This is a genomic window from Bradyrhizobium sp. UFLA03-84, from assembly GCF_002289535.1.
GTDB lineage: Bacteria > Pseudomonadota > Alphaproteobacteria > Rhizobiales > Xanthobacteraceae > Bradyrhizobium > Bradyrhizobium viridifuturi.
The window spans coordinates 275,299-291,328 of the sequence record NZ_NSJY01000019.1 but is presented as its reverse complement, the minus strand read 5'-3'; the positions used below and the strand labels follow the sequence as shown (position 1 = coordinate 291,328).

The 16,030-nt window shown below is 63.5% G+C and carries 12 protein-coding genes; 6 read left to right on the top strand and 6 right to left on the bottom strand.

Annotated features, from left to right (window positions below; translation table 11 throughout):
- Positions 1-96: 96 nt before the first annotated feature.
- A complete protein-coding gene (locus CK489_RS38975; RefSeq protein ID WP_095736085.1) occupies positions 97-1,332 on the top strand; it encodes an MFS transporter in 1,236 nt (411 codons plus the stop codon).
- 101 nt (positions 1,333-1,433) lie between these two features.
- Here the strand turns inward: CK489_RS38975 and CK489_RS38970 are convergent, their stop codons facing one another.
- Positions 1,434-1,925: a MarR family winged helix-turn-helix transcriptional regulator gene (locus CK489_RS38970; protein WP_050626637.1), complete on the bottom strand. Its 492-nt coding sequence runs from the start codon at positions 1,923-1,925 to the stop codon at positions 1,434-1,436.
- Between the two features lie 314 nt (positions 1,926-2,239).
- On the opposite strand from CK489_RS38970, the gene CK489_RS38965 reads away from it, so the two are divergent.
- From CK489_RS38965 to CK489_RS38960, 3 genes are all read left to right on the top strand, one after another.
- Positions 2,240-3,799, top strand: a complete 1,560-nt coding sequence (locus CK489_RS38965; protein ID WP_095736041.1) for a porin — start codon at positions 2,240-2,242, stop codon at positions 3,797-3,799.
- 219 nt (positions 3,800-4,018) lie between these two features.
- Positions 4,019-4,213: a hypothetical protein gene (locus tag CK489_RS41140; RefSeq protein ID WP_143278320.1), complete on the top strand. Its 195-nt coding sequence runs from the start codon at positions 4,019-4,021 to the stop codon at positions 4,211-4,213.
- Between the two features lie 412 nt (positions 4,214-4,625).
- Positions 4,626-5,768 (top strand): dienelactone hydrolase family protein, encoded by a 1,143-nt coding sequence (locus CK489_RS38960; RefSeq protein WP_143278319.1) that lies wholly within the window; start codon positions 4,626-4,628, stop codon positions 5,766-5,768.
- 29 nt (positions 5,769-5,797) lie between these two features.
- Here the strand turns inward: CK489_RS38960 and CK489_RS38955 are convergent, their stop codons facing one another.
- From CK489_RS38955 to CK489_RS38940, 4 genes are all read right to left on the bottom strand, one after another.
- Positions 5,798-6,202 (bottom strand): DUF4864 domain-containing protein, encoded by a 405-nt coding sequence (locus CK489_RS38955; protein ID WP_095736039.1) that lies wholly within the window; start codon positions 6,200-6,202, stop codon positions 5,798-5,800.
- Between the two features lie 268 nt (positions 6,203-6,470).
- Positions 6,471-7,994, bottom strand: a complete 1,524-nt coding sequence (locus CK489_RS38950) for a lysozyme inhibitor LprI family protein (protein ID WP_158226564.1) — start codon at positions 7,992-7,994, stop codon at positions 6,471-6,473.
- Positions 7,995-8,172: 178 nt separating this feature from the next.
- A complete protein-coding gene (locus CK489_RS38945; RefSeq protein WP_143278318.1) occupies positions 8,173-9,189 on the bottom strand; it encodes an SGNH/GDSL hydrolase family protein in 1,017 nt (338 codons plus the stop codon).
- A 276-nt stretch (positions 9,190-9,465) separates the two neighbouring features.
- Positions 9,466-10,014, bottom strand: coding sequence for a cupin domain-containing protein (locus CK489_RS38940; protein ID WP_018273259.1), 549 nt, complete (start codon positions 10,012-10,014; stop codon positions 9,466-9,468).
- A gap of 148 nt (positions 10,015-10,162) precedes the next feature.
- On the opposite strand from CK489_RS38940, the gene aptA reads away from it, so the two are divergent.
- Both aptA and CK489_RS38930 read left to right on the top strand, forming a co-directional pair.
- Positions 10,163-11,491, top strand: coding sequence for an omega-aminotransferase AptA (gene aptA / locus CK489_RS38935; RefSeq protein WP_095736036.1), 1,329 nt, complete (start codon positions 10,163-10,165; stop codon positions 11,489-11,491).
- Positions 11,492-11,597: 106 nt separating this feature from the next.
- Complete coding sequence (locus tag CK489_RS38930; protein ID WP_050626642.1) at positions 11,598-12,863, top strand: D-amino acid dehydrogenase; 1,266 nt, start codon at positions 11,598-11,600, stop codon at positions 12,861-12,863.
- 24 nt (positions 12,864-12,887) lie between these two features.
- Here the strand turns inward: CK489_RS38930 and CK489_RS38925 are convergent, their stop codons facing one another.
- A complete protein-coding gene (locus tag CK489_RS38925) occupies positions 12,888-16,019 on the bottom strand; it encodes a multidrug efflux RND transporter permease subunit (protein ID WP_095736035.1) in 3,132 nt (1,043 codons plus the stop codon).
- Positions 16,020-16,030 lie beyond the last annotated feature (11 nt).

Sequence of the window (16,030 nt, the reverse complement as noted above, 5' to 3'; positions counted from 1 at the left end):
CCCGTCGCGGCAAGCGCGTCCCCTTGCTGCTGCATGCCTAATCTCTCGGCAATGTGGCTTGACCTTGAGGCAATTGCCGACGAAGTTCCGCGTGCCGTGGTAATTTCTTCTGAATATTCCCCCGAAGCCGCAACGTTCATTCCCGACTCGCGCCGGGCATGGCTGCGTCTTGTCGTGGCCGTGGTGATCGGCTCGCTCGGCAGCGTCGGCATGTGGTCGGTCGTGGTGGCGCTGCCGATGGTGCAGACCGATTTCGGCGCGACCCGCGGAACGGCCTCGCTCGCCTTCACGATGGTGATGCTCGGTTTCGGCCTCGGCCAGGTCGTAACCGGCAAGATCAGCGACCGCTACGGAATCGTCGCGGCAATCGGCGCCGGGATCGGCATTCTCGGCCTCGGCTATATCGGTGCCGGCTATGCACCGTCGATCCTGGCCTTCATCCTGCTGCATTTCGCGATCGGTCTGTCGTCGGCGGCGACCTTCGGCCCGTTGATGGCGGAGGCCTCGCACTGGTTCGAGCGCTACCGCGGCCTTGCGGTCGCGATCGCCGCGAGCGGCAATTATGTCGGCGGCACGGTGTGGCCGCCGCTGGTCAATTTCGGCATGCAGAGTATCGGCTGGCGCACCACCCATATCGCGATCGGCGTCTTCACCGCGGTCGCGATGGCGCTGGCGCTCGTGGTGCTGCGGTTGTTGATGGGGGCGGCGACGCGGCGCAGCCATGTCAACGCGGCGCCGCCGCGGGTCGACCTCAAGCTCTCCACCAACGCGCTGACCGCGATCCTGTCGCTGGCGTCGATCTCCTGCTGCGTGGCGATGTCGATGCCGCAGGTCCACATCGTCGCCTATTGCGGCGATCTCGGCTACGGCGTGGCGCGCGGCGCCGAGATGCTGTCGCTGATGCTCGGCTTCGGCATCATCAGCCGGATCGGCTCCGGATTCCTCGCCGACAGGATCGGCGGCATCCGCACGCTCTTGATCGGCTCGATCGCGCAGGGCTCGGCGCTGCTGTTCTATCTGTTCTTCGACAGCCTGACCTCGCTTTACGTCATCTCGGCGATGTTCGGCCTGTTCCAGGGCGGCATCGTGCCGAGCTATGCCATCATCGTGCGCGACGCGATGCCGGCGTCCGAGGCTGCGACCAGGATCGGCATCGTGATCTTCGCCTCGGTGTTCGGCATGTCGTTTGGCGGCTGGATCTCGGGCGTGATCTTCGACGCCACCGGTTCCTATGCCGCGGCCTTCGCCAATGGCCTGGCCTGGAACCTGCTCAACGTCAGCATCATCCTGCTGCTTCTGCTGCGGTCGCGGCAGCGGCTCGCGATGGCATGATCCGGAAAAGTGCGAAGCGGTTTTCCGAAGAGATCATGCTCAGATAAGAGCATGATCCGGAAAAGTGCGAAGCGGTTTTCCGAGGAGATATCGACGGCTACCTAGAGGTCGACCGAGATCCTCGCGATCGCCTTTTCGAGGCGGTTCTTGATCGAATCCATCTTGCCGGTCAGCTGCTGCAGCTCGCGCAGATCGAGGTCGGCATAGACGAACTCGTTCAACTCCCGGCGTTGCGCGGACAGGTTCGCCATCTGCTTCTTGGCGTGCTCGGTCAACGACAGGTTCACGACGCGGGCATCCTCGGTCGAGCTCTTGCGGCGCACGAGGTTCTTCTTTTCGAGCAGCTTCGACTGCGTCACCACGAATGACTGATCGACGCGCAGCGCTCTCGAAACCGCGCCGACGGGCAGGCCGACGCTGCGGTCCTCGGCATTCGCCAGCACCGTCATGATCATCCATTGCGGGCCGGTGATTCCGATCATCTTGGCCCAGATGCCGCGCAACTCGTCCAGGCGGACGCTGGTCGACACGATCTCCCAAGCCAATCGCTCAGCCGCGTCCTGCAGTTTGTCGGTCGATTTGCGCTCGGTCATGACCTACCTTAACAAAAATTCATCTTCACGGATATCGAGCAATCTTTGAAGCGGGCGCCGGACGAAAATGTTCGTGCGGGCGTTGCCTGAATGACACAAGGGTGCGCAAAGATAGAATGACTAACTAATATAAGTTGAATATGTGACCTTCCAATTGCATTGTTCCGCATCGTAGATGGGGGGCATCCACCATCTCACGCCTGCAGTGGCCGAGTTGACCACGAGCATCTTGAAAATGGCTGCGCGGCAGCGGTTTTCGGGAGGGGAACGTTTGTCGCTTTGCCAGCAGTGCAAGGCATCACTTGGAGGATAGCATGAAGATAGTTAAGGGCCTTTTGTTGGGCTCGGCGGCAGCTCTCGCCGCGAGCAGTGGAGCCATGGCGGCCGACCTTCCGGTCAAGGCCAAGGCAGTGGAGTACGTGAAGGTCTGCTCGCTCTATGGACCGGGCTTCTACTTTATTCCGGGCACCGACACCTGCATCAAGCTGGGCGGCTACCTGCGTATGGACGTTCTGGCGAACACCAACTCGGATCACACCGGCAACTACGCCGGCGCCGGTGGTGCACAGAACCGCTTCACCAACGGCTACACCTGGCGCTCGCGTGAAGACCTCAACGTCGACACCCGCACTGCGACCGAATACGGCGTGGTTCGCACCTTCTTCGATGCGACCTTCAGCTGGACCTCGGACAGCTATGGCGCGGGAGCCGCAGCAGGCTCGACGGTCTACTCGCCGATCGGAACGTCCGCTGCTCCGAACAACGCCAGCTCGGGCGGTGTCGCCGCCGGCACGGTCGGCGTCTATTACGCCTTCGTCCAGTTCGCCGGCTTCACCATGGGTAAGGCGGTCTCGCAGTTCTCGGCGCCGTGGGCCAACTATCCCGGCAACAACTTCGACGGTCTCGTCGGCGGTGGCGGCACGATCACCGGTGTCAACCAGTTCACCTACACCGCGCAGTTCGGCAACGGCGTGTCGCTGGCTTTGTCGGCCCAGGATCAATCGGCCTACTATCAAGCCGGTGTGCAGAATCTCGGTGTGCTGGGTACCGGTGCTCTCGGTCCCTATGGCGCGAGCGACTATGCCGGCACGATTGCTCCGGACCTCGTCGCGATGCTGCGCGTCGACCAGGCCTGGGGTCTGTTCCAGGCGTCGTTCGCGGCGCATGACAACCACGCGGCCTACTACGGCGGCACTGAGTTGACCGGTCATCCGGACGACAAGTGGGGCTGGGCTGGTCAGTTGGCCTTGTCGATCAAGAACATTCCGACCGGACCTGGCGACACTATCAACTTGCAGGGCGTCTACACCAACGGTGCGACGCGCTACAACATCCAGGATCTCTCGGGTGCTGGTGCGTTCACCTACTTCGGCAACACCAGCGTTCCCGGTGCCTATCAGAGCATCGGATTCGGCATCGCGCCGGACAGCGTGTTCGTCTCCGGCGGTCAGCAGCAGTTGATCACGACGTACGGCGTGCGCGGTGCGTACGTCCACAACTGGAACCCCTATTGGAACACCAGCGTCTATGGTGCGTGGGCCCAGGTCAACTACAACGGCACCGCCAAGAGCTACATCTGCGGCCCGGGCGGGACTGGCGTGGGCGGATCGTTCGGCGTCCTGATCGGCGCCACCTCGAACCTGACCTCGTGCAACCCCGACTACAGCATTGCTCAGATCGGCACGCAGACTCAGTGGACTCCAGTGAAGAACCTGACCTTCTCGGCTGACTTCACCTACACCCATCTGGATCAGAACTACGCTGGCACGATCACCTACCCGGGTAGCGCTGCGATCGGCAAGCCGGCCGCTGTCTACTCGCTCAGCAACCAGGATACCTACATGCTGCTGCTCCGCGCGCAGCGCAACTGGTAAAGCCCGGTTGATCCGGACTTGATCACGACCCAAAGCCTCGACAGGAAACTGTCGAGGCTTTGATTTTGAAAGAAGAGCGCATTGTATGATTTACTAACATTAGTCTATCATGTACAAAGTTGGTGTCGGTTGCTCTGCCGACCATGACGAGGAGATATCAAACTTCTTCATGAACTAGCCTCCAGAACCTCCGGCAATGCCCTGCCGGAGGTTTTTCATTTGAAGGCGATAGGATCGCGCGCAGACTCGCCCGTGCTGATGCAGCTCAACGTCAATGACGTCGGGCTCGATTGCATGGACGATGAAGAGTTCTCGATCTTTCGCGATCTCGTCGATCGCTGCATCAACTCCAGCGATCGGGCGCAGGCGATGCAGGACTACCCGGTTAGGGACGGCGACAGTGCAGTCGTTTAGCGGTGCGTGGATATGCCAGCGCGTTCGCGGTCAGCTCTGCGCGGTCACGACCGAGTGAGCGGCGGCGCGCCGGTTCTCGCGATCCCGTGAGCAGCCTTGCACGGCGGCAGGTTCGCAAGCGGAACATTACCGAGCATCTGCTCGGCAACGATTGCTGCAGCAACGTTCGGCCCTCAGGCATAAGCGCAACGCATTCCTGCGCCGCCATATCAACATTTGCCGCCGTCGAATTACTTCAATTATATGATACGAGATTGGAATATTTTCTTGGGAGAGCTGGGTGATTGGCGTGTGCGATTTCGACGCCAACGTCGCGCGGCTACCGAAGCGGCGGCTCGTCGACAACAACAAGCGGACTCGTCCCGATAACGCATACCGGCAGCGGAGCCGGGTGCGAACGAGTTGACGAAACATGCATGACCACTGTGGGGCGCGCGGTGCCTCGTCAAGCAGCGTTGAGTTCGATGACAAGGGCTGGCCTGCCTGGCCGGATCGAGAAGATTTGTCGGCGGAGTTCGTCAAGCTGCTGGCCGCCGCACAGGAAGGCGGTTCGACGGTCTCCGAATGCTGGTTGACCTTGAGCAGGATCAACCTCGCTTCGGAAAGCTCGTGGTCCGAGCAGTGGATCAAGACCGCGGAACTGAACGAGGCGCGCGCCGAGCATTCGTTGCTGAACAACAATCTGGTCACCGCCCGTCGCAATTGGCTTCGGGCCACGACCTACTTTCACGCCGCCGCTAGGCCTCCCGGATATGCCAACGATTTGCTGACACGTGCCGTCGACGGCATGCGGCGATGCGCAACCAGCTTTTTGAAGACCCGGGTTCCGGCGGGCCAGGTGCTCTCGATTCCGTGGACCGAAGACCTGTCGCTGCAGGCCTACTATCTGCCGTCGGCGTTTCGCGACGATGGGCCGGTCATCGTCTGCATCGGCGAGCCTGGTTCGTACAAGGAAGAGTTGATCACCAAATACGCCGGTCATGCGAACGAGCGCGGCTTCTCGCTGCTCGCCGTGGACCTGCTGGGAACGCAGGCGGCCTTGTCACCGGAACGGCTCGAGGGCCACAGATTCGAAGCCGCCATGAGCCGTGTGCTGGACTTTCTTTCAGAGAAGCCCGGCGTCGACAGCACGCGGATCGCCATCGTGGCGGACGCGTGCAATTCCTCCCTGGTCGCCCGTGCGGCGGCCAGCGACGCCCGGTTTGCCGCGGCGGTTTGCGATGCCGGAATTTGGGACGCGCACGAGAGAAGCTTCTTCTATCGGCAAGCAGGCGACAACGAGCAGACCGGATGGCTCGAGGAAGCCAACGCGATCTCGCGAAGCATCGAATGCCCGCTGCTGGTCACCGCGGGCGAAGCAGGCTGGCTTCTTCCGGGCGCCTTGACCGAATTCGGCAGCCAGTTGGGCAACATTCATCGCGACGCCAGCTTGATCCTGTTCCGGCGTGCCGAAACCGCCGCCATGCAAGGACATATTGATAATCCGACCCTGGCCAACGAAGTCATCTTCGACTGGCTCGAAGATCGGCTGCGCTTGAGGAAGGGCCTGTCCTGAAGCGACTACGGCGCGGCCGATCGCGGCGATCACACCGCTTGACCGGCCTTCAGCAATGAGCAGCCGGTGATCTTCAGGCTGCCGTCGGCCTGCCGCTCCAGCGTGTAGAGCGCCTCCCACGCCTCGCCATTGGCGTCGACGATGTGAACGCGCTGCGCGATCCGGTCGCCTTCGCTGCGCGCCTCGCCGAACTCGAAGCTCTTGTGGCGATAGACCGGCGCGTACTGGCTCTGCACCATCGACATGAAGATCTCGGCCTGCGGAAAGAGCTGCCGGATCGCGGGCGCCGCATAGGAATAGGCGCCGGCGGCGTCGTCGCGGCCGAACGCCTGCTCCTGGGCGCGGATCACGTCCTGCGCGGCGCTGACGTCGTCGGCAGCGGCAGGCGAGGCGAGGGCGAACAGGATGGCGGCAATGAGGGCGATCGCGCGCATGGGATGCTTCCTTCGATGGTTGAGCATACGCAAAAGAATCGCCGCGGTTTCATGCCCAGACGATTTCGGTCAAAATTGATCTGCCGCAAGGCTCCTTCCGGCCGGCGCATTAGCGTTTGTTCGTCAAGCTTGGAGGAGCACCATGACCCTAGATACCATTCTCGTCGTCATTGCCGTGACCATGATGTTCGCGACGGTCGCATTCGTGATCGCCTATGGCGACCGGCAGACCCGCAACTTGTGACGGCGCAGCCGTCAGGCCGCGCGGTTACCGGATCGAGCCCTTGAAATTATCGATGTCGGGCGAGGGGCGGGCCGGAAACAGCCGCGCGGTCGAGGAGTTGTCGAGCCGGCGCTTGCACTTGGCCTCATCGGCGCCGTCGTCGGTGCCGTCCTTCCCGTCGCGCTTCTTGGCAAAGACATCGTCGAGCCGGTTGACGATCAGCATCGCATGGTCGCGCTCGAGCGTGTCGGGATTCTTGCGCCGCTCGTCGGAGCGGAACGTGCCGCCTGCCATCTTGCCGGTCATCTCGTAGTCGCAGCCGGCCTTCCAGTCGCCCTGGTCCCATTTCCACCCCTTGGCCGTCACGGCGCCGTTGCCGTCGGCGGTGACCTTGATGACGGCGTTGTAGGCGAGCCAGATGCCGGCCAGCCCGCTGCGCTTGTCGTCAAAGCCTTCGAGCAGCGCCAGGCGTTCGCGCTGCAAGCCATTGACGTGATCGCGTGCATCGACCGTGAAGTGGACCTGTGAGCTCTGCTTGTTCCAGGCCGGATGCAGGAACTCCGGATACTGCTCGGTCTGGCTCTTCACCCAATTGCGCTGGTCGTCGATCAGAGCGCGCCGGGTCGCCTCGTCGAGCCGCGGCTGCAATGCCTTCCAGGCGCGGTTCAGCCGCTGGTCGTTGGCGGCGAGATCAGGATCGGCGCAGATTTCCTCGTCGGTCGCGGTCTCAGGTTTCGTGCAGTCGAAGGTCGGCGCGGCGAACGCGGTGTCGGACTTGTCGGATGCCACGTCCTTGCCGGCGGGAAAGTAGCTGCCGGTGACCTGCCACATCGACGAACAGTCGTTGAGCCCGTCCCAGTCCTCGTCATCGATGGTCCCGACGATCCGCAAGGTCTCGCCCTGGCGGCGGAGCTTTAACGACGGCGGCTTTGCGGGAGTGGCGGCTGCGTCGGCCTTGGTCTTGTCGGCCGGCGGGTCCCTCTCGATCACCACCGGCCCGGAGAGCCAGCCGCCTGCGGGCTTCAGGTCGGCGGTCAGCTTGCAGGTTCGCCTGCGCTCGCCGCCATAGTCGCCGCGCAGATCGGCGGTGAGGCGATAGGCGCCGCCGTCGGCCGGCGTCAGCGTGATGCTGCCGAAGGCGTTGACCCAGCTGCCGGCGATGCCGGGCCGGCCGGATGCGATTGCCTCGAGCGCGGCCGCGCGGCGCCGCAACGTCTCGGCAAATTTCTGCTTCAGCTCGTCGGCGTCGGCATCGGCCAGCACCTCGGCGGCGTCGATGATCATCTCATTGAACCAGGCCTGGTCGCGCTTCAGCAGCGGCTTGACGTTCGCCGGCATCTTCGCGAGCGCCGTGTCGAACGCCTTGTCGATCTGCGCCACCAGCCTGTCGGTACCGGCCTTCCTGCAGTCGGCGGTCTTGATCCGGTCATCACTGGTATCGCCGCAGAGTGTGATCGCGGTCGGCGCGCTGCTCGATGCGCGCAGGTAGTCGTCCATCGCAAATGCCGTGGCCGGGGGCAGGGCGGAAGCGGCGACGGCGAATGCAATGAGGCGAGGGAGGGCGGACATGATTTGCGGCGCCTGGCAATGGGAACGAGCACACCTGCGCTGCATTAGTTGCTGGCTGCGAGACTTTGGTTCAGGGCAATGCGCAACTCGCCCTGTGGGCCAGGCGGAGGCGTGCTTCGTCACTCAGACCCGGCGCGGTTTCCGCGCCGACAAGACCGAACCGGCGTTCGCTGCAAACCTACGCCGCGGCGCGCGAGGGGAGATAGACCCTGGCGACCGACTTCTGAAGCGTCGTTACCGTCGCGGCATCGATCGCCTTGGCGAACTTGGCGGCGATTTTCCTTGCTGCGGCGTCATTGCCGTGGAGTTCATCATACCACTCGGCTTTTCCGATCGTTCCACGCAGGTCGAGGTAAATGAACAGATCCTTGTATTTCGATGCGAGTGCTTTCAGCCTGACATTGTACGCGTCGATCATCAAACGAACGATGGCTTGGCACAGGCCGGCGTTGAAGGTGGGATCGAGACCCTGCGATTGCATCGGCGATCCGAGCCACTCTCCTTGGGGGCGCGGAATCGCGTAGTCGTATCCGTGCATGATGATCTTCTTGTTGGCGTGGCGCGCGGCCATTGGGCGGATCAAGCCGAGTTCGAGATTGGAGACGACCGCCTCCAGATTGTCGAAGAACCCTTGCTTGACATAGTACGGTGCGTCGCTTGGCTTGGTGTGGTCGACATCAAACATGTTGAGAAACGTGGCCAGTCCGCCGTTACCGATGATGTCGTTGCCGCCGGCCGAGAAGAGCAGCAGATCGTCGCCGCCGTCGATATACGGCCAGAACTGGCCGGCCAGCAGCATTTGGTCGAGCGTGTCGCCCCAGTGGGCGAGGTTCGTGATCGCGTAGCCCAATTGCTGCAGGTAATCGATGCAGGTGTTCGGGAACGGAAATATCTGGGGGAGCCGGAACCAGGAATCGCCTTCCGCCACGATCGGGCGAGGTGTCACGCGTCGCCGGACTGCTTTCTTCTTCCTGGCTGCCGGCGCAGCGGGAATGTGCCGGACAAGCTGGTCGGCATCACGCGCCAGGGCTTCGAGATTCCGGACGTCGACATTGTCCGTATTGATGTAGGTGTTGAAGTCAAACGGCCGATGAGCATTGGGTTCGACCAGGAAGTAGTCGCGCGCTTCCTGGGGCGTGAGCTTGCCGGACTGGATCTTCTCGACGAGTTGATGCAGTGCAATCCGTTTTGCCATCTTGGACACTCCCCGACAAAGGCTGTGAGCAAAGGCTGGTTTGATCCGGGCGCCTTATTTGGCAAGCCGAAGGTCGTTCGAGCCCGGGGTCGTCGATGAGGCGGTCGCGGCCTTCGTGAACAAGCGCTGACGCTTTACGGTCTGCGGGAAAGATCCCGTTGTCTGCAAACTGCGACGCGCATTCTCGCCGCCGCTGTACGATCCAGAAGCAAGCAATTTGAACTAATACACCAGTAGGCGCATTATTTTATTCATGCACGCAAGGATAGTCCAGCGTCAAAACGTCGGCGGCGTGCAGGCCGAAATCACCTCGCACGGCTTGGCGCCGATGCAGCGGAAGCGGTGGGGGCGGCGGCTCTCGAAGTAATAGGCGTCGCCGGCGTTGAGCACCCGCCGCTCGTCGTCGACCGTGACCTCGAGCCGGCCCGAGACCACGATGCCGCCTTCCTCGCCCTCATGCACCAGCGGCACCCGTCCGGTGTCGCTGCCGGGCTCGTAGCGCTCTTTCAGGATCTGCAACGCCCGTCCGAACAGGCTGTCGCCGATCTGCAGGTAGGAGATCGGCTTCTTGCCGATCTCGGTGAGCTCGTCGGCGCGGTAGAACGCCTTGCGCGGCCGCTCCGGCTCGATCGCGAAGAATTCCGCAAGCCCCATCGGAATGCCGTCGAGGATGCGCTTGAGCGCGCCGACCGACGGGTTCATCTGGTTGGATTCGATCAGCGAGATCGTCGAATTGGTCACGCCGGAGCGCTTGGCGAGCTCGCGCTGCGACAGCTTGTGCCGCGCGCGGATGAATCGAAGCCGACCGCCGATGTCGACGCTCATGACAGGATCCCTGTTGCAGGTGTTGCGGATCGAACAAATCTTCGCAGACCGCCTCAACAAGATCAATGGCTTGCGGTGCGACAGAAAAGGACTTGTTGAGTGCCGTGAAGAGTGGTCCGACTACGCTAACCAACAATGGAGCGCCGCCGTGACCGTTCATCAGATTCCGAACACCATCAAGACCGATTCGTTCTGGATGCCCTTCACGGCCAACCGGCAGTTCAAGAAAGCGCCGCGGCTGTTCTCCTCCGCCAAGGGCATGTACTACACCTCGGTCGACGGCCGCCAGGTGATCGACGGCTCCGCCGGCCTCTGGTGCGTCAACGCCGGCCACGGCCGCCCGCAGATCGCGGCCGCGGTCGAGCGCCAGCTGTCCACGCTGGACTTCGCGCCGTCCTTCAACATGGGTCACCCGCTGGCGTTCGATTTCGCCGAGCGTCTCGCCGAGATCGCCCCGAAGGGGCTGGACCGGATCTTCTTCACCAATTCGGGCTCCGAGTCGGTCGATACCGCGCTGAAGATCGCGCTGGCCTATCACCGCGCCGCCGGCCAGCCGACCCGTACCCGTCTGATCGGCCGCGAGCGCGGCTACCACGGCGTCGGCTTCGGCGGCATGTCGGTCGGCGGCATGGTCGCCAACCGCCGTCAGTTCGCGACCCATCTGCCGGGCGTCGACCACATCCGCCATACCCATGATCTCGCCCGCAACGCCTTCGCCAAGGACCAGCCGGATCATGGCGCCGAGCTCGCCGACGACGTCGAGCGGATGGTCGCGCTGCATGGCGCCGACACCATCGCCGCGGTGATCGTCGAGCCGGTGCCCGGCTCGACCGCGGTGCTGCCGGCGCCGAAGGGCTATCTGCAGCGGCTGCGCGAGCTCTGCACCAAGCACGGCATCCTCTTGATCTTCGACGAGGTCATCACCGGTTTCGGCCGCCTCGGCACCCCGTTCGCCGCCAATTTCTACGGCGTGACGCCCGACATGATGACGACCGCCAAGGGCATCACCAACGGCACCGTGCCGTGCGGCGCGGTGTTCGCCAGCCGCCAGGTCCATGACGGGCTGATGGTCGGCCCCGACAACGCCATGGAGCTGTTCCACGGCTACACCTATTCGGCGCATCCGGTGGCCTGCGCGGCGGGTCTCGCCACGCTCGACATCTACAAGGACGAGGCCCTGCTGACCCGTGGTGCCTCGATTGCCGACTACTGGCGCGATGCCCTGCACTCGCTGAAGGGCTTGCCGAACGTCGTCGACATCCGCAACCAGGGTCTGATGGGCGCGGTCGAGCTCTCGCCGCGTGACGGCGTCGTCGGCGCGCGCGGTTACGACGTGATGGTCGATTGCTTCAACACCGGCCTCTACTTCCGCATGAGCGGCGACTCGCTCGCGCTGTCGCCGCCCTTGATCGTCGAGAAGTCGCATATCGACGACATCGTCTCGATCCTGGGCGACTCGATCAAGCGCGTGGCCTGATAATTGCTAGCGAGATAATCGCTAGCTCTACAAATTGCTGTCGCCGTTGCGAAGCAGACTGGTTTCGCAGCGGCGATTGCGTTTTCGCTGCAGGATGTGAGGAAAAGTGAAGGTCCTTGTTCTCGGCAGTGGCGTGATCGGCGTCACGTCGGCCTACTATCTCGCGCGCGCCGGCCATGAGGTGACGGTGATCGACCGTCAGCCGAAGCCTGCGCTGGAAACCTCCTTTGCCAATGCCGGCGAGGTCTCGCCGGGCTATTCGTCGCCCTGGGCCGGCCCCGGCGTGCCGGTGAAGGCGGTGAAGTGGCTGCTGATGAAGCACGGCCCGCTGGTGATCCGCCCGAAGCTCGATCCCGTGATGTGGTTGTGGCTGCTCAAGATGCTGCGCAACTGCACCACGGCGCGCTACGCGGTGAACAAGGCGCGCATGATCCCGATCGCGGAATACAGCCGCGACTGCCTGCAGGCGCTGCGCAACGAGATCGGCATCCGCTACGATGAGCGCGCGAAAGGCACGCTACAACTGTTCCGTTACCAGCAGCAGCTCGATGGCACCGGTGATGACATCGCGGTGCTCAAGCAGTACGGCGTGCCGTTCGAGGTGCTCGACCGCGAGGGCTGCATCGCCGCCGAGCCTGCGCTGGCCGGTGTGAAGCAGAAATTCGCCGGCGGGCTGCGGCTGCCGCATGACGAGACCGGCGACTGCCACATGTTCACGCAGGCCCTGGCGCTGGAAGCCGAGAAGATCGGCGTGCGCTTCAATTTCAATGTCGGTATCGACGGGCTGAACGCGGATGCCAGCCGCATCACCGGCGTTGCGACCAGCGCGGGCGTGATGACCGCGGACGCCTATGTCCTCGCGCTCGGCAGCCATTCGCCGCATCTCGTGCGGCCGCTCGGCATCTCGCTGCCGGTCTACCCGGTGAAGGGCTACTCGATCACGGTGCCGATCAAGGACGCCAGCGGCGCGCCTGAATCGACCGTGATGGATGAGAGCTACAAGGTCGCGATCACACGGCTCGGCGATCGCATCCGGGTCGGCGGCACCGCCGAGATCTCGGGCTATTCGACCAAGCTCTACGACGCGCGTCGCGCGACGCTGGATCACTCGCTGACTGATCTGTTTCCGCGCGGCGGCGATCTTGCCAAGGCCACCTTCTGGTGCGGCCTGCGCCCGATGACGCCGGACGGCCCGCCCGTGATCGGCGCGACGCGCTTTGACAATCTGCACCTCAACACCGGCCACGGCACGCTCGGCTGGACCATGGCCTGCGGCTCGGGCCGGGTGCTGGCCGACATGCTCTCCGGGAAGACGCCCGAGATCGACACCAAGGAGCTGTCGATCACGCGCTACGATCACAGGTTCGGGTGAGGTGTCGCGGTCGCCGGCGAACCGCTATTCGGCGGCGTTCTTCACCTGCGGTTCGGCATCGTCGTCCTGCTTGGTTGCCGTCAAGCTCGACAGCGCGTTCGAGAGCCGGTCGAGGTAGAGATACACGACCGGCGTCGTGAACAGCGTGAGCGCCTGGCTCACGATCAGGCCGCCGACCATCGCATAGCCGAGAGGCTGACGGATTTCCGATCCCGTTCCGGTGCCCAGCATCAGCGGAACGCCGCCGAGCAGCGCTGCCATCGTCGTCATCATGATCGGGCGGAAGCGCAGCAGCGCCGCCTTCCGGATCGATTCCTGCGGCGACAGATGCTCCTCGCGTTCGGCGGCGATCGCGAAGTCGACCATCATGATGCCGTTCTTCTTCACGATCCCGATCAGGAGGATGATGCCGATCAGCGCGATCAGGCTGAAATCGAACCCGAACGCCATCAGGATCGCCAGCGCGCCGACCCCGGCCGACGGCAGCGTCGACAGGATCGTGAGCGGATGGATGTAGCTTTCATAGAGCATGCCGAGGATCAGATAGACCACGACCAGCGCGGCCAGGATCAGGAGCGGCACTGAGCTCAGTGATTGCTGGAAGGCCTGCGCGGTGCCCTGGAAGCTCGAGCTGAGCGTGCCCGGGGCGCCCAGGTCGGCGACGGCGTTCTGGATCGCATCGGTGGCTTGGCCCAGTGCCATGCCTTGCGCGAGGTTGAAGCTGATCGTGGTCGCCGGAAACTGCCCCTGGTGGGCGATCGCGAGCGGGCGCACCGGAACCGTCGTCCATTTGGCGAACACGGAGAGCGGCACTTCGTCGCCGGTCGTCGGCGACTTGATGTAGAGCTTGTTGAGCGTATCGAGCTTGCCCTGCAGTTCGGGGAGGATCTCGAGGATGACGTGATAGCTGTTGAGCTGGGTGAAGTATTGCGTCACCTGGCGCTGACCGAACGCGTCGTAAAGCGTGTCGTCGATCAGTTGCGGCTGGATGCCGAAGCGCGAGGCGGTGTCGCGATCGATGGTCATCGTCAGCGTCGTGCCCTCGGTCTGCTGGTCGGTGGCGACGTCGCGCAGTTCGGGCAGGGTCTTGAGCCTAGCCAGGATCTTCGGCGCCCATTCGTTCAGCTCGGCGAGGTTGGCGTCCTGCAGCGTGTACTCGAACTGCGTCCGCGTGGCGCGGCCGCCGAGCCGGACGTCCTGCGAGGCCTGCATGTAGAGCCGCGCGCCTTCGACCGCCTCGAGCTTCGGCCGCAGCCGTGCGATGATCTGCTCGGCGCTCGCGTTACGCTCCTCGCGCGGCTTCAGCGTGATGTACATGCGGCCCGAATTCAGCGCGGTGCCGCCGCCGCCGATGAACTCGGCCATGCTGTCGACCGCGGGATCGGCCCGCACGATCCTGCTGAGCTCCTCCTGATGCCGCTTCATGTCGGCAAACGAGATATCCTGCGCCATCTGCGATACGGCGATCAGGAAGCCGTTGTCCTGTTGCGGGAAGAATCCCTTGGGGATGATCACGAACAGATAGACCGACAGGGCCACCGTTGCGAAGAAGATGCACAGCGTGGTGCGGCTCCAGCGCAGAGCCAGATCGAGGCCGCGCTCATAGCCGTGCAGCATCCGATCGAACGCCGCTTCGCTCCATTGGTAGAGCCGGCCGTGCCTGGTTTCGGCATGCGCGCGCAGGAAGCGCGATGCCATCATCGGGGTCAGCGACAGCGACACCACCAGCGAGACGAAGATCGCCATTGCCAGGGTCACCGCGAACTCGCGGAACAGCCTGCCGATCACGCCGCCCATCAGGAGCAGCGGGATCAGCACCGCGACCAGCGAGATGCTGATCGACAGGATGGTGAACCCGATCTCGCCCGCGCCTCGTAGGGCCGCGGCGAGCGGCCGCTCGCCCTGCTCGACATAGCGCGTGATGTTTTCCAGCATGACGATGGCGTCGTCGACCACGAAGCCGACCGCGATCGTCAAGGCCATCAGCGACAAATTGTCGAGCGTATAGCCGAACACCCACATCAGCGCACAGGCGCCGAGCAGCGCGAGCGGCACGGTGACCGCCGGAATCACCGTGGCCCAGAAGCTGCGCAAGAACAGGAAGATCACCATGACGACGAGAACGATGGTGATCAGCAGCGTGATCTGCACGTCCTCGACCGCCGCGCGGATCGTCAACGTCCGGTCGCTGATGATCTTGATCTTGATGGCGGGCGGAATGGCGGCGATCAGTCTCGGGAGTTGTTCCTTGATCTTGTCGACCGTTCCGATGACATTGGCACCGGGTTGCTTGAAGATGACGAGGAACACGCCGCGCTGGCCATCGGCCCAGGCGGCCTGTTTCATGTCTTCCGGCGCGGCGACGGCCCGGCCGATGTCGCGGATCCGCAACGGGCCGCCGTTGCGGTAGGCGACGATGACGTCATTCCAGTCCTTGGCATCCGGCAGCTGATCGTTGGCGTAGATCGTGTAGGCGCGGCTCGCGCCGTCGATGTTGCCTTTCGGACTGTCGGTCGTTGTGATGGCGATCTGGCCGCGGATGTCTTCCAGTGAGAGCCCCTTGGCGACCAGCTTGGCGGGATCGACCTGCACGCGAATGGCGGGCTTCTGCTGCCCGCCGATGAACACCTGGGCGACACCCGAAATCTGACTGATCTGCTGCCCGAGCTGGGCGTCGACCGCATCGCTCACGTTGATCAGCGGCAGGGTGTCGGAGGTCGCCGACAGTATCAGGACAGGCGAGTCCGCCGGGTTGACCTTGCGATAGGTCGGCGGCGACGGCAGGTTCTTGGGCAACTGGCCGCCTGCGGCATTGATCGCCGCCTGGACATCGTTGGCGGCGCCGTCGATGTTGCGGTTCAGATCGAACTGGATGGTGACCGCGGTCGACCCCAGCGAGCTCGTCGAGGTCATCTGGGCAATGCCGGGAATCTGCGCGAATTGCCGCTCCAGCGGCTGCGCGACGGAGGAGGCCATGGTTTCGGGGCTGGCGCCGGGCAGGCTGGCGGAGATCTGGATGGTCGGAAAGTCGACCTGCGGCAGCGGCGCCACCGGCAGCAGCGGATAGGCGACCATGCCGACGAACAGAACGCCGGCCATCAGCAGCGAGGTGCCAATGGGGTAGCGGATAAACGGAGATGAGATGCTCTCGTTCATTTCTGCAATCC

Bases quoted from the DNA above. Each gene is read 5' to 3' on its own strand.
- CK489_RS38950 (WP_158226564.1), bottom strand. From the start codon at position 7,994: ATGTCCGCCCTCCCTCGCCTCATTGCATTCGCCGTCGCCGCTTCCGCC.
- CK489_RS38970 (WP_050626637.1), bottom strand. From the start codon at position 1,925: ATGACCGAGCGCAAATCGACCGACAAACTGCAGGACGCGGCTGAGCGA.
- CK489_RS38940 (WP_018273259.1), bottom strand. From the start codon at position 10,014: ATGAGCGTCGACATCGGCGGTCGGCTTCGATTCATCCGCGCGCGGCAC.
- CK489_RS38960 (WP_143278319.1), top strand. From the start codon at position 4,626: ATGCATGACCACTGTGGGGCGCGCGGTGCCTCGTCAAGCAGCGTTGAG.
- CK489_RS38945 (WP_143278318.1), bottom strand. From the start codon at position 9,189: ATGGCAAAACGGATTGCACTGCATCAACTCGTCGAGAAGATCCAGTCC.
- CK489_RS38955 (WP_095736039.1), bottom strand. From the start codon at position 6,202: ATGCGCGCGATCGCCCTCATTGCCGCCATCCTGTTCGCCCTCGCCTCG.
- CK489_RS38965 (WP_095736041.1), top strand. From the start codon at position 2,240: ATGAAGATAGTTAAGGGCCTTTTGTTGGGCTCGGCGGCAGCTCTCGCC.
- CK489_RS38925 (WP_095736035.1), bottom strand. From the start codon at position 16,019: ATGAACGAGAGCATCTCATCTCCGTTTATCCGCTACCCCATTGGCACC.